Below are 22,443 nucleotides of genomic sequence, written 5' to 3' on the forward strand. Positions count from 1 at the left end.
AGTGGATTTCTCCACTCCTTAAAAGACTCATGTTTTGGGTTAACTACTGCTCACAGTAATTTTTTGCTAACAACGACTTATTTAACTAGGTCTGACCTTCGCATGCTATAGTGAGAAAAAAAGCTCTTCAGGCTATACGTTTTCCTATCATTGAATAAACATCCGCAAAAGCGAAATCAGATAACGAATCAATCGATAGATCAAAAACAAGAAAAACAGGTTACCTAAAATAAAGCGGAAGCCATTTCCAATGGAGGCACGAAACGAGCGGAAACTAAAGTAACGGGACCATTTGCTAAAAGTAGGTTGTCCATTTCTTCTAATGCGATAGGCTTCATCATAAGTATTCTCCAACATATCATAGTAAAAGATAAAAAGAGGTTGTTTAGGGAAAAATGCTTTTTTGAATCCTGCCATCAACGTGTACGTTTTATTAGCAGACGGAAAATTCCGATTGCCGTTTTTCTTGATTCGCACTTGCTGCCCGTTTTTATTTTTGGCAGCATAATAATCTTCAAATTCTACGATTTGATAAATGATCGGTTCGCTATTTTCTTGTTCAAATTCAGCAATTATTTGATCGACTTCTTGCCAACGTAGATAAAGCCAAGCAAACAGCACGAGCAAAACAGCAATCAAAAACAAGTTTAGTAGAAATCCCTCTTGGATCAGCGCTAGATAAGCACAAATAATCAAAAGAGCGATTCCAACAACAATCATTCTTCGTTGGAAATAACTGCGATACATTTGTTCAAAAGATCGCCGATAATAGGCAAAGTCATCTTTTACAAAATTCATGATCGTCCCACTTTCTGAAAAGATTATTTGGTTCAATTTATCAATATCTTGTGAAAATGTCAATTTATCTCTCGAGTGATCGTTTTTTTATTTAAATAGAATCATTTCCCTTGACTTCTTATAGGCTACTCGGGTTAAAGTAATAGATAGGAAAACGCTTTTAAAAAAAATAGAAAGTTGGGAAACTATGAGTCTACTGAATGAAACATTCACACTGAAGAATCAAATCAAAATACCTAAGATCGGATTGGGCACTTGGCAGTCCTCTCCGGAAGATGCCTATCATGCGACAAAATTTGCTCTTGAAAACGGCTATCGTCATGTGGATACTGCTGCTGCCTATAAAAACGAAGCGGCTGTGGGCAAAGCCCTCCGAGATTCTGGTGTTCCTCGAGAAGAGATATTCGTTACGACAAAAATTCCTGCTGAACTGAAGTCTTTTCAAGAAGCTGTCGATAGCATCAAACGCTCAATGGCAGAGCTTGACACTGAGTATATCGATCTTGTTTTGATCCATGCTCCACGACCTTGGAAAATCATGCGGGATAATCCGGAGCAAAAAAAATATTTCGAAGAAAACATTGATGTCTGGAAAGCACTGGAAGAAGCGTATCAAAGTGGTTTGATCAAATCGATTGGTGTTTCCAATTTTGACCAAGATGACCTGCAAAATATTTTTGACCATTGCGATGTGAAACCAATGGTCAATCAAATCATTTATCATATTGGAAAAACAAATGAAGAGTTGCTGCAATTCTGTAAAGACAACGACCTTTTAGTGGAAGGTTATTCACCAATCGCGACTGGTCGCTTGCTGGATAATGCCGACATCAAGAAAATTGCCGAGAACTATCAACGCTCGATCCCTCAATTATCTATTCGTTATCTATTGCAAAAGGACATTTTACCATTGCCAAAATCCGTTCACGAAGAATATATTTTGGATAATGCAAAAGTTGATTTTACCATTTCCGATGAAGATATGACCTTTTTAGATCAACTCTAAACGTCCCTAACGCAAAAAATCGCTCACCTGCAAAATGATCAACTTGCAGGTGAGCCTTTTTACGGTTGTTTTATACTAATTGTTCAAAGGTTCCCCAGACTTTCACGTCTTTTTTATCGACCATCACTTTTCCTTTAGCGATCACCGTTTCAACATCTAGCGTATCTTGATTCAACAGGCAAAGATCGGCATCCATTCCAGGAGCGATCCGGCCTTTTTGAGCCAACTTCAAAATCTTTGCTGGATTAGAAGTAATTGCACGCAATGCAATCTCCAAAGGAATCTGTTCTACTTGTACAGCTTCTTTGATTCCTACCATTAAAGCTCGGGAACTGCCTACCCCAAGCCCAATGAATTGATTGTTTTCATCAAAGTAAGGCAGACTTCCTTGACCATCCGATGTCATGGTGAATTGATCCAACCCGATACCTTCGTCTAACAAACGTTTTAGCCCTTTACTAAAGCGAACTTCATCATCTTCTCTTTCCCAAAAATCAGGATCTTCACTTGCGGTAAAATCGATGGTACCGCCCATTTTAGCAAAAGCGATACTTGCTTCAAACAACTCACTTGTCCGATTTGCATGAGTCGGTAAAAATTGACTAATAGGGATCTCAGTCTCCTCCACAGTTTGTAGCAAGAGTTCGTATTGTCGCTTGCCACCACCTAAATGCACATTGATGATCCCTGCTTTTCCTGAGAGCATGCCCCCTACTCGAGCATCTGCTACAGCACGAGTAAATTCTTCAAAACTAGGTTGTGAAGAACGGTGATCTGAGACCGCAATTTCACCAATGCCAATCACTTTGTCGATCGTCAAAAAGTCCTTGATCAATGAATCCGTCACTGGATCAAGAGGCAATCGATACGAACCGTCATAGACATAAGTCGAGATTCCTTCCGCTTCTAAACCTTTGGCTTTGCTGATCAATGCCACCATATCACGCCCAACACCATCGGTTCCTAAACAGCCGACAACCGTTGTGACTCCAGCAGTTGTCAGCTGGCTAAGGGTTACTTCAGGCGTTCGGTTCTGGTAGCCCCCTTCCCCGCCACCACCTAAGATATGGAAATGGCAATCGATGAATCCGGGTGTCGCAATCAATGAAGAACCATCGATTTCTTCGACAGTTAGTTGATCAAAGCCGCCACTGATTTGATCTTCGATGGCAACAATTTTGTCATTGATCACTAAAATATCTTTCTTTCCTAAATATTCTGGTGCATAAACTTCCGCTTGACGAATAAGTTTCATTCTCGCAGCTCCCCTCTTATTGCAGACCAATCGCTACAGCGATAAAGATAAAGATCGTACCTAACACAAACAGAAATCCTTGCATTTTAATTTGGAACTTCGCCCATTTTGCCCATTCGATTCGGGCAACGCCAAGCACACCGATCAAACTGGCAGATACTGGAGTGAATGCATCCATGAATCCGGAACCTAATTGATAAGCTAAAACGGCGATCTGTCTGGAGACACCCACAAGATCAGCTAATGGCGCCATGATCGGCATTGTCAATGCTGCTTGACCTGAGTTCGAAGTAACAACTAAATTAAATAAGCTTTGGAAAATATACATGAACCAAGCACCGATAAAGGCTGGCACACCGCTTAGCAATCCGCCGATGCTGTGTAGGATCGTATTCAACGCTGAAGGCACATTGGCATCAGAACCACCTAGAACAAGCAGGATTCCTTTTGCCATCCCAACAACAATCGCTGTTCCGGCCAAATCAGCTGCACCTGATTGAAAAGCACTTGCTACATCGTTCAAGCCCATGTCTTCTAACTTAAAGATCACAGCAATCAGGCCTGCACCTAAGCCCATCACGAAGAACTGTGAAGCAATTTCTGGAATATAGTACCCTTTTTGTGTTACTCCCCAGACGATCCAAATCAAAACTGCCAGCATTTCAAGCAAAATCAGTTTATGCCCCAAAAGAAACGGCTTGTTTTCATCAGATGTCTTCTGGATATGGTCGCGGAAATAGGCATCCGATTTGTAAGTCAATGATTTCTCCGGATTCTTACGAATACGTTCTGCATACACCATCAAATATGCAGCTGATAAGCCAGTAATGACTACCCACATGATAATTCGGAAAGTTGCCCCTGAAAGAACTGGGATACCCGCGATCCCTTGCGCAACCGCCACACTAAACGGACTCATCCAAGAAGTTGCATTCCCGATTTGCGAGGCCACATAGGTGACCGTTACCGCCACGATCGAATCATACCCAAGTGCGATCACAAATGGCACCATGACCATAGAAAAAGGAATTACTTCTTCCGCCATCCCAAAAGTTGCTCCTCCAAATGAAAAAGCAAAGAATAAAAGCGGTAAAGCCAATCGTTCTAATCCTCGTGTCTTACTGATAAAGGCAAAAATCCCAGCATCAATCGCTCCGGTCTTCATAATGATCCCAAATGCGCCACCGACTACTAAGATCAACGCAGCGATCCCCACAGCGGAACCATATTTATCTCCTGAAACCAATCCTTCAAACACAAAGTTCAAGAAACCAAAACCGCCAAAATCATCTGTTCCCCAAACCTTTGCTGTCTTATGAAGTTTTTCTGATGTATCATAGATTTTATCTCCATATAACTCATAAAGAACATCATCCGTTAGGGAGAGCTCATCGAGCTTTTCTTGATCAAGTTTCGACTCCCCTTCGTCTAGCACACTTTGCAGTGCTGCTTGATCGACACCCAATTCTTCTAGCTCTGCTGGATTTTCTTCTAAATTCTCTAACTGCTCGAAGACAAAATCGGTATTAAGCGGATACGCATAACGGAATGAATCTTGTTTCAAAACCGTTCGCGTGCTCACTTCACCATTTGCATCAACATATTCAATCTCTTCCGTACTGAATTTTCCGGCAGGAATCAGAAATGTCAATACCCATGCTACCAGCACTACGCCAAAAATGATCACATACGTGTGTGGCGTTTTCATTTTTGTTAAATCTTTTTTCTTTTTCACCAATTTTCTCCCTTTCACCTTATACATTGACTGCATAAATTATCATTTTCCATCTTTTTTAGTATAGCGGAATTTTGCCCTTTACTCATTGGGAAACCATTAGAATTTGTTGTAAATTCTAGCGAAATAAGCTAGGAGAACACTGATGTACCAAACAAGTAATAGACAAGAAAAAGTCTTCAAGACAGTAAAATATCTTGAAGACTTTTAGGTGATGCATCTTCTATTTATTCACACGTTTTGCGATCATTGGTAAAATCAGTCCAATCAAGATAAAGATGATCGGTGTGATGATATTCAATGACAATTGGAACAACCAAGCTTTTGGATCAGCAGCATAATCTAATTTTGGTACCATCCCTAAGATACAAGCAAATGCTGTAAATAAGAAACACCACAAACCAATACCAAAGCCTAGTTTTGTATTTTTAACAAACTTATAATCTGATGAGAATCGATGGGCTTGTTTATTGATCAGCATGAAGGCTACAAATACCCATAAGTAACGTAATGGCATCACAACCGAATTCAAGTTCAACAACCAGCGATACAATTCAGTCATATTTCCGATACCTAACGCAGGAATGATGATCAAGATGCTGACTAAGATCCCTGTCATGATATATCCATTGATCGGTGTACCTTTTTTGTTCAATTTTGCCAAACCATTTGGTACAAATTCTGGATCTGCATCAGAAAGCAAAATTTTCAACGGCGCATCAATAGAAAATGCTAATGCTGAAATTTGCGCTAATGCATTGGCGATCGAATAAAGAATCACAAATGTATTGCCAATCCCATAGAAATTGCCAAGACGTTGGAATGCTTCATAAGCGCCATTTACCATCAAATCTTTAGGAATATTGTTTGCATCGAACAGCATCCCCATTGCGATTGATCCTAGTAACGCACATAAAGCGACCATTCCAGCTAAAAAGATCATTCCTTTAGGAAATTCCTTGGCAGGGTTTTTCGTGTTATTAACGTAAGGCGAAATTTTTTCACAGCCACCTACCGCAAACACCAGCATCGAAATCGTCGTTAAGTAAGTAAAATCGAATTTAGGAATATAAGTTGAAACAGTTGTCATATTTGGTGTTGCTACTTGAGCTCCAGTCATCGCTGGTGCTGTTACTGCTAAAATAATAAATAAGATCGACATGACAAACATCGCTGTTCCGGCAATATTACCGATCATCTTCAATGTAGTCAATCCTTTAGATGCGATCCATAAAAAGAAAAGAAAAATAGCTAAACAAATTAATGAGACTTCCATTGATCCGACAGTCGATACGAAAGAGCCGTTTCCTTTAAATAACCAACTCAATGATACCAGGATCCCTTGTGGTTTTTGTGCGAGATATGGGACGTGAACGACCCAGTAAGTCCAAGCAGCGAAAAAGGCCAATCGTTTGGTTGAAGTTTCTTTGATCCAAGAGGATACACCACCGCTTGATTCCTTGAACGTTGATCCTAGTTGACCTACACTCAATGCGTAGGGAACAAAGTATAATGCCATGATCAAGATCCAAGATACAACAACAGTCAATCCCTGTTGTGCATAGTTGTTCACTACATTCCCGAGTCCCCAAACAGAGACAAACGCCATTAGCGCAATATTATACCAGCGCAATTGTTTCTCGTTCATTACTTTCTCCTTTAAACATATGATTTCAGTGATCGAACCGAATTCTCGAATGATCATGATTTCCATGTATCGAGCAAAGTTTATTTGTAAGTCGAATGAGCTGTCCACAACGCTTTTTCACTTCTAACGAACTTCTCGATAACTGTCATTAACATTGACCAGAAATTGAATAGAATATCATTTTTTTTGACCATTCATTTCGTTTCAGTCATCACCTCATTTTAGAATAAACCCCAAAATTATTTTGGTCAAGAGAAAATAATAACAATTTTCATCGTTTTTTAACAATGGGTTAAGCGATATATAAATAACGAGATAAAAACCATTATTTAGATTAAAATAACTTCTATTGCGTTCCGTTCCTTTACTGGAAATTAGCACCTAAACAAATTTTTTAGAAAAAAGATAAAACAGAATTTTGGAATTTTTCAGACTTTTAACTATTAATGATTAGAAAAATAATTTTATTCACGCAAGATATCCCCTTACACCACTCATCCCGCTAAACAAAGTGAACAGTAATAGAAAAAAACCAACTTATATTTTGTCTAGACTACAATAAAAACGATAACATTCGTCATAAAACTCTTTTAACTATTATTTAAAATAACAAAAAATCTTAATTAGATCAGTTTGATTGACACTTTCCGATCCTCTTAAGATTTTTTACGAGTACTAAAGGTAGCTCTTATTTATTCGAAGTATTTCCTAGTATCAATCTCGTCTTGTTGCAGTTGTTCAATCAAGGCTTCTGCGCCACTAAAAGCAACTTGATCTCTCAAAAAGTGGTGCCAGCGAATCGCAACAGTCTCTCCATAGATATCTTGATGGAAATCTAAAATATAGATCTCCACTGTTAATTGTCGGCCTTGACCAAAGGTATCATTATGACCAATCGATCCCATAGACGGATACCAGCGATCACCTACTTTAAGCTCGGTAACATAGACACCTTCTTTTGGCAGGCGCACTGTACTTTTGACTTTAATATTCGCTGTCGGAAAGCCAAGTTCGCGTCCCCTGGCATCGCCATGTACGACAGTTCCTTCAAACTCATAAGGATAACCTAACAGTCGATTGGCTTCTGCCATTTCTCCGTTCTGCAAAGCGGCGCGGATTCTTGTTGAGCTGACTTTCTCCCCTGCCAAAGTTTCCTTGGGAACGGTAATCACTTCAAAACGGCCTTGGGCATAAGAAGGTAAAAGTGCCATGTTTGCTGTCTCTTTCTTTCCATAGGTATAATCGAATCCAGCCACGACCACTTCCGCATGTAAACCTACCATGTATTGATCGACAAAGACTTGCGGCGCTAAATTTGCAAAAGCTGAAGTGAAATCCACTTCGTAAAGATAGTCGACTCCTAAATCAGCCATATGGGCTTCTTTTTGTGATAAGCTGGTTAGATATTGCATTGCCTCAGGATCCACTTTTTGAAAGACAATAGATGGATGCTGGTTGAATGTCATCAATGCCAGCTTCAATCCTTTTTCTTTTGCTGCTGCTTTTCCTGTTTCAATAACTTTTTGATGACCTAGATGCACACCGTCGAAAAAGCCTAGAACCAAAACGACAGGTTCTGATGGAATGACATCTTTATTATATGGATGACGTAGCTCGATAATTTCCATTCTTACTCTCCTATTTCTGTACGAATAACTTTCGCAGGTTTTAATAGCCCCTGTTTCCTTTGATGCGGCATATAGATACTAACGACTTTATCTTGATAAAACAATGCCACAGGTGTTGCAGGAGGTTCTTGAAGACCAAAACTACGATATGGCAAGGGCATGCCATTCTTGACATTCTGCCACAACTTCTCATCAATTGCAATTTTGGGAAACCCGCTTACCCCATATTCAATGGGCTGCAGCAACTCATTGATTCGCCCTGATTCCATTGCTTCACGAACTTCTGCAAGCGTAACAGATTGATCTTTGGTAAAGCCGCCGCTTGCTAACCGTGTCAAGTCAGACATATGAGAGGCTACTCCCAAAGCAGCACCCGTATCGACGGCTAACGTACGGACATACGTTCCTTTCCCACAGCTTACTTGAAACCGCCACGATTGGGTGCCACTTGTCTCATCAAAGATTGGATCGCTGATCCGCTTAAATGAATGAATCAAAGCTCGCCGTTTTGGACGCTGCACTTCTTCATTTGCCCGGGCATATTCATACAAACGTTTCCCATTGACTTTAACTGCGGAATACATTGGCGGAATTTGGGTAATTTCACCAGTCAAACTTGCCATTGCACGATCGACTTCTGCTGTAGTAAAAGGTTTTGCTAAAGGCGTCCTTTCAACAACTTCACCCGAACGGTCTTCGGTCGTTGTGGAAAAACCTAGCGTGATTTCTCCTGTATATATCTTTCCGGAATCCACCAAGTATTCCACGACTTTGGTTCCTTTGCCAATGCAGATCGGCAATACACCGTCTACATCAGGATCTAGGGTTCCACTGTGTCCGACTTTTTTTGTATGTAAAATTTTTCGTAGTTTAAAGACACAGTCGTGACTGGTTTGACCACGTTCTTTCCATAATGGCAAAATTCCATCCATAGTATCCCTCCGCTTCTTTTTCAACTTGACCATTATACCATATTCTAAAAAAACTTAGTATGGTCTTAAAGTCTTTCAGAATGATATTCGTTCATGATACACTTATATTATAAGGAGGTGCCACATGATTGTATTCGTTTGTTCATTGATTGGTTTCATACTTTTTTTATATTTGGTTCAACGTGGTACGCTGCAACAACAAGAGGAGGCACTGGCTTTATTTGTTATCAAGAGCCGAACACCTGCTTTAACACGGATGATGCTCTTTTTTACAAATTTCGGTAAAGCATTGCCCACGATCATCTTATTGTTATTGCTTTATGTTTTTCCAGCTACACAAACTATCCTAGCGCCGAAAGCAGCAGCGAGTGTCTTACTTGTCTCTGCATTCGCTTATCTGATTAAACGGATCGTCCGCAGAGAACGACCAAACGATCATCGGTTAGTCGAAGAAAAAGACCACAGCTTCCCTAGTGCCCATGCTGCTACTTCTGCCGCACTTTATGGAACTGCAGCGATGAATATGGCTTTTCTTTTGCCACCTGCTGTTCTGCCCATGAGCATTCTTGCGGTCCTGCTCAGTTTTATGATTGGGTTCAGTCGCGTTTATTTAGGGATCCATTTTTTGACAGATGTTATCGGTGGGTGGTTTTTAGGATTAGCAGTTGCTGCATTGATCACCATTTTGTTATGATTTTTGGCCTTGCACAGTATCTGTTTGATCATTATAGAATAGCCTCACCTCTCAGTAATAAAAAAAGACCGCATATACGCGGCCTTTTTTTATGTGATTCTTTATTCGCCTTTATGCAAATCGCGAATCATTTCATCGATCTTATTTCCATATTGAACAGATTCATCTAGTTCAAATTGCAACTCCGGAACTTTATATAATGACAGTGCCTGTCCCAATTCACGACGGACCAACCCTGTTGCTTTCTCTAATCCGGCTTGTGCTTTTTGCTTTTCAGATGCAAGATCACTCAAAGTGCTGTAGAAAATCGTTGCTTGCTGCAAGTCCCCTGTCACGCGAACATCTGTGATGGTAACATCTTGAACACGAGGATCACGGACTTTCTTACGAAGTATTTGATTCACTTCTTTTAAGATTTCTTGGGCAACTCTACGGTCACGATAATTAGCCATTCAAAAAACCTCCCTGATAACTAGTGTCTTAATTCATTGGTACTTCTTCCATTACGTAGCCTTCAATCACATCGTCTACTTTGACATCATTGAATTTCTCGATCATGGCACCACATTCAAAGCCTAGTTTTACTTCTTTCACGTCATCTTTGAAACGTTTCAAACTAGCTAATTTTCCTTCATAGATCACGATGCCGTCACGGATTACCCGCACACCGCTGTCACGGCGAATGCTGCCTTCCGTTACATAACAACCGGCGATCGTACCAACTTTAGAAACTTTGTAGGTTTCACGAACGATCATTTGACCAGTGATTTTTTCCTCAAATTCAGGATCAAGCATCCCTTTCATCGCTGTTTCGATTTCTTCGATAGCTTTGTAAATGATTCGGTGTAAACGAATATCGACTTCTTCGGCTTCGGCTTGTTGTTTAGCTTGCGGAGTTGGCCGCACATTGAAACCAATAATGATCGCGTTACTTGCTGCTGCAAGTGTCACGTCACTTTCATTGACTGCTCCAACTGCTGAATGGACAATATTGACCCGAACGCCTTCTACATCGATTTTCTTCAATGAAGCACCCAACGCTTCAGCAGAACCTTGAACATCCGCTTTAATGATTACATTGACTTCTTTTAATTCGCCTTCTTTTAGGCTTTCAAACAGATTGTCAAGCGTTACCCGGCTGCTGGAAGCGCGTTGTTCCATCACGGCGCGTTTCGCGCGTTCTTCCCCTGCTGCACGAGCTGTCTTTTCGTCTTCAAATGTAACGAATCGATCACCCGCTTGCGGCACATCATTCAATCCGGTAATTTCAACTGGTGTAGCTGGTCCCGCTGTTTTGTCCCGACGGCCTAAATCGTTGGTCATCACACGAACTCGACCGAATGTGTTCCCGACGACGATAGGATCACCTACATGTAACGTTCCTTGTTGTACCAATAAGGTAGCAACCGGACCTTTTCCTTTATCCAGACGAGCTTCGATCACTGTACCGATCGCCCGTTGTGATGGATCTGCTTTCAAATCTTCTACTTCAGCAACAAGTAAAATCATTTCCAGCAATTCTTCAATATTTTGACCAAATTTAGCAGAGATTTCTACAAAGATGGTATCGCCACCCCAGGCTTCTGGAATCAATTCATATTCACTTAATTCTTGCATGACATGTTGCGGGTTCGCACCTGGTTTATCGATTTTGTTAACCGCAACGATGATTGGTACTTTTGCTGCTTTAGCATGGTTGATTGCTTCGACAGTTTGTGGCATTACACCGTCATCTGCTGCTACAACTAAAATCGTAATATCAGTGATACTTGCTCCCCGTGCCCGCATACTTGTGAAGGCCGCGTGTCCAGGAGTATCCAAGAAAGTAATTGGTTTGCCATCGATATCGATTTGATAAGCACCGATATGCTGCGTGATCCCACCAGCTTCTCCGCTTGTCACACGAGAATGGCGCAATGTGTCTAATAACGTTGTTTTCCCGTGGTCAACGTGTCCCATGATGGTAACTACCGGCGGACGAGAAACAAGATTTTCTTTGTTTTGTTCTTCTGGTTCAAAGAATTTATCGATATCCGCGATGTCGATTTGAACTTTTTCTTGTGGTTCAATACCGTAATCAGTTGCTAACAATTCGATCGTATCTTTATCCAATGGTTGGTTTTGATTGACCATAACTCCCATCATAAACAACTTCTTGATGATCTCAGCAGGTTCACGATAGATTTTTTTCGCGATATCCGCTACATTCATGCCTTCTGTATATTCCAATACTTCTGGTAATTCACGGAATTTACGTGCTGGAACAGGTGGTTTTTTCTCTTGCTGTTGACGACCTTTTTTCCCTTTTTTGTTAAACTTGTTGCGGTTATTGTTATTGAAATTATTGTTGCGTCCGTTGTAGTTTGACTTACCACGGTTTTGATTTCCACCGCGATTTTGGTTATCACCAGCTGGACGGTTTTGTGTTCCTTGACTGCTAGCCCCTTGGTTTGGACGACTTTGTTGTCCTTGTGCTGGGCGATTTTGACTTTGATTTCCTTGGTTCGGACGATTTTGTTGTCCCTGTGCTGGGCGATTTTGTTGCCCTTGACCGCTAGGACGGTTTTGTTGTCCGGGTTTATTGCTTGATTGATTCGTTGGACGGTTTTGCTGTCCTTGCCGATTGTTTGTGGTTTGATTATTTGGACGATTTTGTTGTCCTTGTGTTCTATTTTGGTTTGTTGGACGATTTTGTTGTCCTTGATTGTTACGATTTTCTTGGTTATTCACTCGATTTTGACTTCCTTGGTTATTTGGTCGATTACTTCCTTGATTTGTTGATCCGTTGCTTTGACTTGTTGGGCGGTTGGGTTGTCCTTGACCATTAGGACGAGAATTCGTCGTGTTCCGCTGCCCTTGATTATTGTGTCGGTTCTGGAAGTTAGGATTATTTCTCTGCGTTTTAAATTTCTTTTGCTCTTGTTTTTCCGGCTGGTTGGCTGGTTTCTGATTTGCGGGAGTTGGTTTTGCTGATGATCGATCATTTGGATTGCCGCCTAATGACTGCCGCAATTTTTGCGCCTCTCCATCTGAGATCGCGCCCATGTGATTTTTCACATCAAAGCCTAAAGATTGTGCTTTTTCAACAACCTCTTTGCTCGATTTGTTCCATTCTTTTGCAAGTTCATAAATTCTTTTTTTTCCCATGCAATCACCTTCCTAACCTAATATTAATTCCTGCACCTTCTTTGCAAATCCTGCATCTAGAATGCCCACCACCATTCGCGGTTTGCCAATAGCTGAACTGATTTCATCGGCAGAAAATGTATCTAGGAGCGGAATTTCATAATAAGAACTTTTGTCCTTTATTTTCTTTTGTGTATTTTTACCAGCGTCACTAGCGACAAGTACGAGAGCTGCTCGTTGTTGACGAATCTCTTTTAACGTCATCTCTTCGCCAGTGATCAATTTCCCAGCACGCATGGCTAGTCCTAACATATTCAATGCTTTTTGTTTATTCATTTGCAAATAACTCTCTTCGGGCTTTTTGATGCGTCACATAGTCTAAGAGTTCTTGATAAAATTCATCTGACAATTTCGTCTCTAATACTCTATCCAAGATCCGCTTATCCCAAGCTAATTGCGCTTCCTCTGGTTCGATAGCGATGTACGCTCCTCGACCCGGCATCTTGCCGGATGGATCGATCGCAACGGTTCCTTCTTTCGAACGGGTGATGCGCAGCATTTCTTTTTTGGGAATCATTTCCCCTGAAACAACAGATTTTCGTAAAGGAATTTTTCGTTTTTTCATCGCGATCTCTCCTTGACTTATTTTTCGTCAAAATCCATGTTTTCGTAATCGTCTGCCGTCATATCAGAAGCAATGATCATTTCGTCGTGAGACTCATTATCTTCGATAGTGCTTTCTTGACTTTCAACAGCCTCGCCTTCATCGATATAGGCGCCTTCTTCTAATTTTGCATAAAATTCTTCCATGTCTGACTCCGATTTGATATCGATCTTAAAGCCAGTCAATTTCGCAGCCAAACGGGCATTTTGTCCTCGTTTACCAATGGCAAGCGATAGCTGATAATCAGGTACGACCACCGTACAAGCTTTCGGATTATCCACATCAAAAATAACATCAGTCACTTCTGCTGGATTCAATGCATTTGCAATAAATACCGCTGGATCATCATTCCACTCAACAATATCCATGTTCTCACCTTTTAATTCATTGACGATTGCTTGAACCCGTTGTCCCTTTGGACCAACACAAGTTCCGACAGGATCGACATTAGCATCAAATGAGCGCACAGCTACTTTAGAGCGGTCTCCTGCTTCTCTGGCAATGCTGACGATTTCAACTGTACCATCATAAACTTCCGGTACTTCTTGTTCAAATAAACGGCGTAATAAATCAGGATGACTACGGCTTACAAAAACTTGAGGCCCTTTCGAAGTATTTTCGACCCGAGAAACAAATACTTTGATCCGATCGTGAGGTTGATAGAATTCATTTGGCATTTGATCTTGTTTTGATAATACTGCTTCGATTTTTCCAAGGTTCACATAGATATAGCGATTGTCCTGACGTTCAACGATCCCTTGCAGGATATCTTTTTCATAGGCACTGAATTCATTGTAGATGATTGTCCGTTCTGCCTCGCGCACCCGTTGCAAAATGACCTGTTTTGCTGTTTGAGCAGCTATCCGGCCAAAATCTTTCGGGGTCACTTCGAAACGGATCTTATCGCCAATCTCGTAAGCAGGATTGATCGTCATGGCTTCTTTCAAAGACACTTCCAATTGAGAGTCCATTACTTCTTCGGTCACTTCTTTGACTGCATAAACGTGAATATTGCCTTTTTTCTGGTCAAATTCAACTTCTACATTTTGCGCTTGACCATAATGACGTTTGTACGCTGACACTAACGCGGCTTCCAATGCGTCAATGACGATCTCTTTTGAAATGCCTTTTTCTGCTTCCAATGCATCAAGTGCATTTAACATTTCTTTACTCATGATTCTTCCATTCCTCCGTGTTTAAAATTGGATTGCTAAACGAGCTTTGGCAATATTTTTCCGTTCGATCGTTAGTTCTTTTTCTCTTGTTTTGATTCGAATCTTAATGACTAGTTGTTCTTCATCAAAGGACTGCAAAAAGCCTTCAAATTGCTTTTCGCCTTCCACCGGCTGATACAAGGAAAGATGGATATATTCTCCAACTGCACGGTGATAGTCCTCTTCTTTTTTGAGGGGGCGTTCAGCACCAGGCGAGGATACCTCTAAGAAATAGGCTTGTGGGATCGGATCTGGATCACAGGCATCCAATTTATCACTCAGTTGTTCACTGACAAAGGCACATTCTTCAATATCGATTCCGCCCTCTTTGTCAATAAACACCCTTAGAAACCAGCTTTTTCCTTCCTTAACAAATTCTACCTCAACTAATTCAAAATTTTGCGCTTCCAGAATGGGGGTCACAATTGTTGTGACAGTTTCCACCACTGTACTCACACGACATCGCCTCCTTTATTTCTCAACGAAACGAACTTCATTCCATTAAAAAGAGTGAGCGAAAAAACCGCTCACTCACTCTAAGTATCATTACTATGTAAATATAACATAGTTTACTAACAAATTCAAGTATCCTAGCATTTTGTGGCTTTTTCTGAAAATTTTACATCCTATTTCTTAAGATTTCTTCCTTCAGAATACTTCCTTGTTCCCTCTATCTCAAAATAGGCAGCTGTCTTTCTTGATTCAAGCAATGAAGGCGACAAGCTTCGTGATGACTTGTGGAAGCAAAGCTTTCGGATCAAAGTCCATCGGCGCTTGATCAGGAAAAAAGTGCCACATGCGGTAGCCATAAACGCCCAGAACAGCAATCATCAGTCCAAGCCAAAAGTAGCGATTTTGATTGATACGCTGAACCATGGGCTTTTTCCAGAAAATGACAAGTAGCACTAGCAAAGGAATGAGCCAAAAAAGTGGATGAAAATAAAAAGCGCCTTGTATGTCACCTTCAAAAAGATGCAAATAGGCGCGAGTCATTCCACATCCAGGGCAAGGAACCCCCGTCAGCAGTTTAAACGGACACATTAATAATCGGTCCAATCATCAGTGTCTTGAGTAACTGATTGGCTTGCAGAATCTGCAGACTCCCACACTTGATTCATATCCGATTGTAAAATTGCCATATTGATAATGTCCAAACCAAAAATCGCTAAGACAACAAACAACACTTTATTATCATTGATACGTGGAAATTTCGTTTTTTCCTGTGCAGTGATAAAAATGTCCGCGATTCGATACCACCAATAAATTTGGTACAACCCGCAAGTAATGATCGTCAACAACACAGACATGCCTGGGGTAAGGCGATAATCTTCACTATATTCTGTCAAATCTTGCGTGGTTTGGTATAGCCAGAAAAGTGAATAGATGCCGCAAGTAATAATAGTTAGTAAAATCACCATTAAAATGGACTTTTTCTTGGATTGATAATTTTGATACATCGGTTACTCCTTCTAAAAGATTGAATCTTTTTACTTTTCTTCCAATTATACACCAATCCAAAAAAGTAGAAAGTCCTTTTAAAGGAAATTTATTTCAATAATAATGAAAAAAAAGGATGTAATCTAAGCTTTTTAATAAACGAAACCTCTGAAGGACATTGGGGATGCTGTTAATCTCCAACTAGTCACCAGTAATAACGCCAGCTGGACAAACACTTTTTTCCCACTGTCATTCGGATAGTCTCATTTTTTGCTTCTATTACAAACCTTTTATTACAATCCTTTTATTACAATCCTTTTAATTTATTTATGCGCGACTATAATTTTTTACTTCTGCTGCCATTGCATCAACAAAGATATTTAGTTCTTCAACGTTCGTTTCTTTGCTGCCGTAACGACGAATATTGACAGTTGCATCTTTGACTTCTTGATCTCCGACAACTAACTGATAAGGAATTTTTTGCATTTGTGATGCGCGAATTTTGTAGCCCATTTTTTCATTGCGATCGTCCACTTCCACACGTAAACCTTGTGATTGAAGACGTTCTTTGATCTCATAAGCATAATCGCTGTGTGCATCGACTGAAACAGGAATGATCGTTGCTTGGATCGGTGCCAACCAAGTTGGAAATGCGCCTTTGTAAACTTCTGTTAAGTAGGCAACGAAACGTTCCATTGTTGAAACGATCCCGCGATGGATCACGACGGGACGATGTGTATTTTCACCATCTTCACCAACATAAGTTAAGTCGAAACGTTCTGGTAATAAGAAATCTAATTGGATCGTGGAAAGCGTTTCTTCCATGCCCAAAGCAGTTTTTACTTGAACGTCTAATTTTGGACCATAGAACGCTGCTTCCCCTTCTGCTTCGAAATAATCCAAATTCAATTCATCCATCGCTGCTTTCAGCATGGTTTGGGCATTTTCCCACATCGCATCATCATCAAAGTATTTATCTTTGTTTTCTGGATCACGATAGCTTAAACGGAAGCGGTAATCTGTTACATTGAAATCTTTATAGACTTCAACCATCAAATCCAAAGTCCGTTTGAATTCATCTTTGATTTGATCAGGACGAACAAATGTATGTCCATCATTTAGAGTCATTTCCCGAACCCGTTGCAACCCAGAAAGAGCGCCAGATTTTTCGTAACGGTGCATCATCCCTAATTCAGCGATTCGAATCGGTAATTCACGATAAGAGTGAATATCGTTTTTGTAGACCATCATATGATGGGGGCAATTCATTGGACGAAGAACGAGCATTTCCCCATCTCCCATGTCCATTGGCGGAAACATATCTTCATGATAATGATCCCAGTGTCCTGAAGTCTTATAAAGATCAACATTGGCCATGATTGGTGTATAAACGTGTTGGTAACCCAAGCTTACTTCCTTGTCCACGATGTAGCGTTCAATGGTACGACGAATGGTTGCACCTTTTGGCAACCAAAATGGTAGACCAGCACCAACTTCTGGAGAGAGCATGAATAAGTCTAACTCTTTCCCTAGCTTGCGGTGATCCCGCTCTTTGGCTTCTTCTCGTAAACGAATGAAATCTTTCAACTCTTTTTTGTCAAAGAACGCTGTTCCATAGACCCGTTGCATCATTTGGTTATTTGAATTTCCACGCCAGTAAGCTCCTGCCACAGATAAAAGTTTGAACACTTGAATCCGTCCTGTTGATGGCACGTGAGGCCCGCGGCATAGATCAACAAACTCTCCTTGTTGATAGGCAGTAATCGTTTCATCTTCTGGTAGTTCACTGATCAATTCTACTTTATATGGATCTTCAGCAAATAGTTCTAAAGCTTCTTTTTTCGATAATACACGACGTTCGATCGGTAGATTTTCTTTCACGATTTTCATCATTTCTGCTTCAATTGCTGGTAAATCTTCGGCAGTTACAGGGCTTTCTCCATTATCTGTATCATAATAGAATCCTGTATCGATAGCTGGTCCCACGCCAAAATGAATGTTTGGATAAAGGCGACGCATCGCCTGAGCCATTAAGTGAGCTGCTGAATGGCGAACCAAGCCTAAAGCATCCTCATGATCCGGTGTGACGATTTCGATTTGTGCATCCTCTTCAATCCCTCGATCAAGATCAATCAACTGACCATTGACCTTTCCTGCTAAGGCTTTTTTCGCTAAACTTTTAGAGATTCCTTCAGCAATTCCTTTTGTTGTGATGCCAACTGCAAATTCTTTTTTCGCCCCATCTGGGAATGTAATTGTTAGTGTCATTTGTTTTCCCCCTACTGATTTATTTGATCAATGAATGATTCGAACCAAAAAAAGTCCTAGTATCAGATAACGATACTAGGACGAAGATTTCGTGGTTCCACCTAATTTCAAATACAACAACGCTGTATTTCTTTGACGGGATAACGGTACGACCGCCTTTGTTTCAACAAAGGTTTGAAAAAGTGGTCATCCATTGGTTTTCTTCCAGGAAATTTTCAGCCGTGATTTCCCTCTCTTATCGAAGACTCTCAAATTCAGGTGTCTTTTTCATCAATCAATTATGGCTTCATTTAACCACTATCTGCTTAAAAAATCAAGTAAATTATTTCCAATCACCATTAACTGCATACTGTCCTTTTTTCATTTCGTTGATAATGACATGAATATGTTCTTTAGGTGCCCCAGTATTTTTGTGGACTGCTTCAGTGATTTCTTTCATCATATTGGTCAATTGTTCTTGCGATCGGCCTTCTACTAATTCTACATGAATAAATGGCATAGTCATCACTCCTCTGTTCATTAGTATACGCTTCTTAATTATGCTCTGCAATAACCTGCTCTATTATCGAATGACTGTCCCTTATCAAGAATAAGCGTTTCTGACAATCTAAAGATTCTTCCATTTCATTTGGCTGGATCTTCACGCCAATTTCTCGAATGCCATTTTTGAACATACTTCATCACCTTACTGGCTTCCTCTTCATGGTACAAAAATTGGTGTTGTCTGCTTACATAACGAGCAATCTCATCAAATAGTTGAACGATTTTCCATAATGATTCGCCGCAAGTTTCAACAGATGAAAAACAAAGTGCCGTCAACCGCTCATACTCTTCTTCTGATAAATAATTTTGAAGATATTTATGGTTCTTTCCGGTACTGAGACGATAGTCTGCTTGATGCGCTAGATACCAGTCATATTGCCGAAGCAACTCTTGCCAGCAAATTTGGTACAAATGGTCGGCGGCATAGAAAAGCTGATTTCTGACAAGCCCTTTGACGACATAAGTCGCTACCCACCAAAATTCGTTACAACTGTCATGAAACGCTTTTTCTGTCGGTGGTTTAATCCAAAAGATAGAGGCATCAGGAACTGTCATTCCCTGCAGAAGTTCTTTTGGATCATAGAGACGCTCAAGAAAGGGTTCAGCTTGCAACAAATGGATCAATTCAACCGGGCAAAGCATCAAGTCTATGCGATTGCCATCTTCAAAATGCATCAAGAATGTAAAACGTCCTCCCAAAGAGGGTTTCGAAAGCACAGAACTTTCTGGTGTCTGCATGATCATGATCTGTCCGAATTCTTCCAGCCAGCTAGGTTCTGCTATTAGTTCTTGCATATTGTCAACAATATAAACGATATCATAATCTTGAAACCGATCGCTTATTGCATTAGGTTCTCGCCGGGACCCAGAGATTGCGATTGCTTGGACACCTATTTTTTGACCAACTCGTAAAATCACTGCTAGCATTTCAGCTTCATTCCGCACAGGTATCCTCCCTTTCTTTGATCCAATTGATCTCAAAAGCATACTTAAATTTTACCATAGAACGATTTTTCAGACGACATTTGCAAAGATTATATGCTATAATTTTATGTCGCAATTTTTTTAAGGAGGATTCCTTGTGAACGAACGTCAAAAAGAACAACTACATGTCGATGATACGATCGCATTGATTCGAAGAGAACAAATGGTCTTAGCGCAGCAAAAAGCGGACTTGGCTACAAAAATGGAGGATCAGTTAAAAGAGATTTCCGAAAAGAAGATTCGTGGTGGTGACAGCGAAGCTTTTTACGAATCTGTTGTTGAATATCAGCAACACGAGCAAGAATTGCTGTTAAAATATCGAACAGCGGAATCTCAAGAGAAAAGGGTCAAAACATTGGAAACAATGGCTAGCAATCCTTATTTTGCCCGAATTGATTTTCAGGAAGAACAAGAAAAAGAAACACTTTATCTAGGGATCGCCTCTTTAAGGGATCAGCAAGAAGAAACAATTGTCATCGATTGGCGGGCACCTATCGCAAATTTATATTACGAAGGAGAATTAGGCGAAACGTTTTATGAAACAGAAACCGATCGCTTTACAGTTGAGTTGTTGCTGAAGCGTCAATTCAAAATTCAAGAAGGCCAGATTTTGTCTATGGTGGACACGTCAGAAATCATCAATGATGAGTTTTTGCTGGAGATTTTAGACGAAGCCTCTTCTTCTCAAATGAAAAATATTGTCTCAACGATCCAAAAAGCACAAAATCAGATCATTCGTGATACTACTAGCAAGTTCATGCTGATTGAAGGAATTGCCGGCAGTGGTAAAACATCGGCACTGTTGCAACGGGTGGCGTTCTTGCTTTATCGCAACCGCAAATGGCTGGATGAAGAACAAGTCTTGCTTTTCTCTCCCAATCATTTATTTTCCGATTATATTTCAATGGTCTTGCCTTCTCTTGGGGAAAGTGAAGTGCCAACACGTACGTTCCACCATTTCATCCAAAGAGCTCTGCCCAATTTCCAAATCACAAAAGAAACACAGCTAGAAGAAACTTTCTTATCAGGAGCAGACGATCGGATTGAAAAGATCAAAAGCAGTCTGAAACTTGTCAAATTGATTCAACGATACGTACAGAAGATTTCTGCGATCGGTCCGTTATTTCGTGATTTAAAAATTCAAGGACAGACATACATTACGAAAGAACAAATCCGTCGTTGGTATCAAGAAACAAATCAAGAGCTTCCTTTGTATCAACGGAGTCAATTATTACAAACAAAATTACTGAAAAAAATCGGTGGTCTTGAAAAAGATGAGGCCAAAAAAGATTGGGTCAAAGAAGCAACCGAAGAGCAGTTGCAGCAACATTTTGCCAAAGATCCTTATCAGGAGTACACCGAAGAAAATGAACGCCGATTGCGTAAGCAAATCCGGCAGCAAATCGTTAAGAAAAAATTTCGCTCACTAACTCGTGGTGTCAAACAATACCAGTTTATCAACCAAACCAAGCAGTATTTACATTTCTTACAGGCAGTTTCTAAGACGTTGTTAGACGATCAAGCGATCCGTGACGAAGATTGGCAACAACATCTCCGACTTCTGCGAGAAGGTCTGCGGCAACGCCAATTGACCCAAGAAGATGCCGTGCTATTCTTTTTGCTGATCAAACAACTTTACCCAATCTATGTGGATGAAAAAGCACGGTTTATTTTCATTGATGAGATGCAGGATTTCCCGCCTGCTCAAGTGGCTCTCTTACGTCAATTATATCCTAAAGCCGGAATTACTTTATGTGGTGATTTAAATCAAAAGGTCTACGGTAATGAAACGATCGTTGGTTCGTTGGAAGAGTTGTTTCCTGCTGACAGCGTGACTCGGTATCAATTAAAAACCAGCTATCGTTCAACGAAAGAAATCACGGATTTTGCCAACCAATTCTTAACTGGTTCCGATCAAGTTGAATTGACAGCACGCGAAGGGGCTCTCCCTCAAGTCATTCAAACCGAGAACGAAACAGTTGGTCTGGACTACTTGCAGCAAGCATTAACCAAATCACAGTCACACTGGCGCACAGCTATCATCTGTAAGACAGCTGCCGACTGCCGAGCGCTTTATGCCCAGCTCTCTGAAGAGATGCAGGATCAAGTTCAATTAATTACTTCAGAGGAAGATTTTATGAAACGTAAAATCATGATTTTTCCAGCCTTTTTAGCTAAAGGGTTGGAATTTGATCAAGTATTCTTATGGACGTATGGGACTTCTTTTGTGACGGAGCAAGATCAATTGATCTTCTATACCATGGCGACCCGTGCCATGCACCAATTGATTGTTTTGCAAAATAACACCAATCAATTGCTAGAGAAAGCTGATCCCGCAACCTACGCATTACAATTGCTTTAAGGAAAGCGATTGATACATCAAAAAAACGAGAGCAAGCGGACAATCCCTTGCTCTCGTTTTTGCTTAGCGATAAATCATCAATCAAACAATATTCTTCTCGACAAAAGCCTTGTTTGATCGGTATTTGTTTTGTCATTTTTTTACAGGGT

20 protein-coding genes are annotated in these 22,443 nt (G+C 40.5%); 3 read left to right on the forward strand and 17 right to left on the reverse strand.

All coding sequences use genetic code 11. The features are described from left to right. Positions 1–147: 147 nt before the first annotated feature. The gene (locus IGJ45_RS09390; protein WP_349703737.1) at positions 148–798 is read right to left on the reverse strand and encodes a hypothetical protein; all 651 of its coding nucleotides are present in this window, start codon (positions 796–798) and stop codon (positions 148–150) included. Positions 799–985: 187 nt separating this feature from the next. Between IGJ45_RS09390 and IGJ45_RS09395 the strand changes: the two genes are divergently transcribed. Beyond that, the gene (locus IGJ45_RS09395) at positions 986–1,804 is read left to right on the forward strand and encodes an aldo/keto reductase (RefSeq protein WP_113849613.1); all 819 of its coding nucleotides are present in this window, start codon (positions 986–988) and stop codon (positions 1,802–1,804) included. Positions 1,805–1,874: 70 nt separating this feature from the next. Here IGJ45_RS09395 and iadA read toward each other — a convergent pair whose 3' ends face one another. The 5 genes from iadA to truB all read right to left on the reverse strand — a co-directional run bounded on the left by iadA (position 1,875) and on the right by truB (position 9,002). Then, positions 1,875–3,059, reverse strand: a complete 1,185-nt coding sequence (gene iadA, locus IGJ45_RS09400) for a beta-aspartyl-peptidase (protein ID WP_003126388.1) — start codon at positions 3,057–3,059, stop codon at positions 1,875–1,877. 16 nt (positions 3,060–3,075) lie between these two features. Then, the gene (yfcC, locus tag IGJ45_RS09405) at positions 3,076–4,767 is read right to left on the reverse strand and encodes a putative basic amino acid antiporter YfcC (protein ID WP_227760841.1); all 1,692 of its coding nucleotides are present in this window, start codon (positions 4,765–4,767) and stop codon (positions 3,076–3,078) included. A 250-nt stretch (positions 4,768–5,017) separates the two neighbouring features. Further along, positions 5,018–6,442, reverse strand: coding sequence for an APC family permease (locus tag IGJ45_RS09410; RefSeq protein ID WP_003126386.1), 1,425 nt, complete (start codon positions 6,440–6,442; stop codon positions 5,018–5,020). Between the two features lie 692 nt (positions 6,443–7,134). Then, a complete protein-coding gene (gene ribF / locus IGJ45_RS09415) occupies positions 7,135–8,070 on the reverse strand; it encodes a riboflavin biosynthesis protein RibF (protein WP_103299759.1) in 936 nt (311 codons plus the stop codon). A gap of 2 nt (positions 8,071–8,072) precedes the next feature. Continuing rightward, positions 8,073–9,002: a tRNA pseudouridine(55) synthase TruB gene (gene truB / locus IGJ45_RS09420; RefSeq protein ID WP_219645026.1), complete on the reverse strand. Its 930-nt coding sequence runs from the start codon at positions 9,000–9,002 to the stop codon at positions 8,073–8,075. 124 nt (positions 9,003–9,126) lie between these two features. Between truB and IGJ45_RS09425 the strand changes: the two genes are divergently transcribed. Next, on the forward strand, positions 9,127–9,696 hold the full coding sequence (locus IGJ45_RS09425; protein WP_005471304.1) for a phosphatase PAP2 family protein: 570 nt from the start codon (positions 9,127–9,129) through the stop codon (positions 9,694–9,696). 101 nt (positions 9,697–9,797) lie between these two features. Here the strand turns inward: IGJ45_RS09425 and rbfA are convergent, their stop codons facing one another. From rbfA to IGJ45_RS09480, 11 genes are all read right to left on the reverse strand, one after another. Then, complete coding sequence (gene rbfA, locus IGJ45_RS09430; RefSeq protein ID WP_005471299.1) at positions 9,798–10,148, reverse strand: 30S ribosome-binding factor RbfA; 351 nt, start codon at positions 10,146–10,148, stop codon at positions 9,798–9,800. A 28-nt stretch (positions 10,149–10,176) separates the two neighbouring features. After that, positions 10,177–12,843, reverse strand: a complete 2,667-nt coding sequence (gene infB / locus IGJ45_RS09435) for a translation initiation factor IF-2 (RefSeq protein WP_219645024.1) — start codon at positions 12,841–12,843, stop codon at positions 10,177–10,179. 12 nt (positions 12,844–12,855) lie between these two features. Next, positions 12,856–13,158, reverse strand: a complete 303-nt coding sequence (locus IGJ45_RS09440; protein ID WP_005471295.1) for a YlxQ-related RNA-binding protein — start codon at positions 13,156–13,158, stop codon at positions 12,856–12,858. After that, positions 13,151–13,447, reverse strand: coding sequence for an RNase P modulator RnpM (gene rnpM / locus IGJ45_RS09445; RefSeq protein WP_003126378.1), 297 nt, complete (start codon positions 13,445–13,447; stop codon positions 13,151–13,153). Before rnpM ends, IGJ45_RS09440 begins: the two co-directional genes overlap by 8 nt. 17 nt (positions 13,448–13,464) lie before the next feature. Then, positions 13,465–14,661, reverse strand: a complete 1,197-nt coding sequence (gene nusA, locus IGJ45_RS09450; RefSeq protein WP_003126377.1) for a transcription termination factor NusA — start codon at positions 14,659–14,661, stop codon at positions 13,465–13,467. Between the two features lie 21 nt (positions 14,662–14,682). After that, positions 14,683–15,156: a ribosome maturation factor RimP gene (gene rimP / locus IGJ45_RS09455; protein ID WP_003126376.1), complete on the reverse strand. Its 474-nt coding sequence runs from the start codon at positions 15,154–15,156 to the stop codon at positions 14,683–14,685. Between the two features lie 246 nt (positions 15,157–15,402). Further along, positions 15,403–15,756, reverse strand: a complete 354-nt coding sequence (locus IGJ45_RS09460; RefSeq protein ID WP_034704326.1) for a DUF2752 domain-containing protein — start codon at positions 15,754–15,756, stop codon at positions 15,403–15,405. Continuing rightward, positions 15,741–16,157, reverse strand: a complete 417-nt coding sequence (locus IGJ45_RS09465; RefSeq protein WP_003126374.1) for a DUF4234 domain-containing protein — start codon at positions 16,155–16,157, stop codon at positions 15,741–15,743. The genes IGJ45_RS09460 and IGJ45_RS09465 overlap by 16 nt, the downstream gene beginning before the upstream one ends. A gap of 307 nt (positions 16,158–16,464) precedes the next feature. Further along, entirely contained in the window at positions 16,465–18,405 is a 1,941-nt protein-coding gene (thrS, locus tag IGJ45_RS09470; RefSeq protein ID WP_349703739.1) for a threonine--tRNA ligase, read from the reverse strand. A 322-nt stretch (positions 18,406–18,727) separates the two neighbouring features. Continuing rightward, positions 18,728–18,904: a 2-hydroxymuconate tautomerase gene (locus tag IGJ45_RS09475; RefSeq protein WP_005471289.1), complete on the reverse strand. Its 177-nt coding sequence runs from the start codon at positions 18,902–18,904 to the stop codon at positions 18,728–18,730. A gap of 125 nt (positions 18,905–19,029) precedes the next feature. Continuing rightward, positions 19,030–19,893, reverse strand: a complete 864-nt coding sequence (locus IGJ45_RS09480) for an aminoglycoside 6-adenylyltransferase (RefSeq protein WP_195957177.1) — start codon at positions 19,891–19,893, stop codon at positions 19,030–19,032. A 136-nt stretch (positions 19,894–20,029) separates the two neighbouring features. On the opposite strand from IGJ45_RS09480, the gene helD reads away from it, so the two are divergent. Beyond that, positions 20,030–22,294: an RNA polymerase recycling motor HelD gene (gene helD, locus IGJ45_RS09485; protein ID WP_195957176.1), complete on the forward strand. Its 2,265-nt coding sequence runs from the start codon at positions 20,030–20,032 to the stop codon at positions 22,292–22,294. Positions 22,295–22,443: the final 149 nt, after the last annotated feature.

Origin of the sequence: Enterococcus sp. DIV0574 (assembly GCF_051711125.1) — a bacterium.
Lineage (GTDB): Bacteria > Bacillota > Bacilli > Lactobacillales > Enterococcaceae > Enterococcus_D > Enterococcus_D gallinarum.

Coding starts and splice junctions, on each gene's coding strand:
- IGJ45_RS09440 (WP_005471295.1), bottom strand. CDS start 13,158: ATGAATAAACAAAAAGCATTGAATATGTTAGGACTAGCCATGCGTGCT.
- nusA (WP_003126377.1), bottom strand. CDS start 14,661: ATGAGTAAAGAAATGTTAAATGCACTTGATGCATTGGAAGCAGAAAAA.
- infB (WP_219645024.1), bottom strand. CDS start 12,843: ATGGGAAAAAAAAGAATTTATGAACTTGCAAAAGAATGGAACAAATCG.
- ribF (WP_103299759.1), bottom strand. CDS start 8,070: ATGGAAATTATCGAGCTACGTCATCCATATAATAAAGATGTCATTCCA.
- truB (WP_219645026.1), bottom strand. CDS start 9,002: ATGGATGGAATTTTGCCATTATGGAAAGAACGTGGTCAAACCAGTCAC.
- IGJ45_RS09410 (WP_003126386.1), bottom strand. CDS start 6,442: ATGAACGAGAAACAATTGCGCTGGTATAATATTGCGCTAATGGCGTTT.
- IGJ45_RS09465 (WP_003126374.1), bottom strand. CDS start 16,157: ATGTATCAAAATTATCAATCCAAGAAAAAGTCCATTTTAATGGTGATT.
- iadA (WP_003126388.1), bottom strand. CDS start 3,059: ATGAAACTTATTCGTCAAGCGGAAGTTTATGCACCAGAATATTTAGGA.
- yfcC (WP_227760841.1), bottom strand. CDS start 4,767: ATGAAAACGCCACACACGTATGTGATCATTTTTGGCGTAGTGCTGGTA.
- IGJ45_RS09475 (WP_005471289.1), bottom strand. CDS start 18,904: ATGCCATTTATTCATGTAGAATTAGTAGAAGGCCGATCGCAAGAACAA.
- rnpM (WP_003126378.1), bottom strand. CDS start 13,447: ATGAAAAAACGAAAAATTCCTTTACGAAAATCTGTTGTTTCAGGGGAA.
- thrS (WP_349703739.1), bottom strand. CDS start 18,405: ATGACACTAACAATTACATTCCCAGATGGGGCGAAAAAAGAATTTGCA.
- IGJ45_RS09425 (WP_005471304.1), top strand. CDS start 9,127: ATGATTGTATTCGTTTGTTCATTGATTGGTTTCATACTTTTTTTATAT.
- IGJ45_RS09395 (WP_113849613.1), top strand. CDS start 986: ATGAGTCTACTGAATGAAACATTCACACTGAAGAATCAAATCAAAATA.
- IGJ45_RS09390 (WP_349703737.1), bottom strand. CDS start 798: ATGAATTTTGTAAAAGATGACTTTGCCTATTATCGGCGATCTTTTGAA.
- rbfA (WP_005471299.1), bottom strand. CDS start 10,148: ATGGCTAATTATCGTGACCGTAGAGTTGCCCAAGAAATCTTAAAAGAA.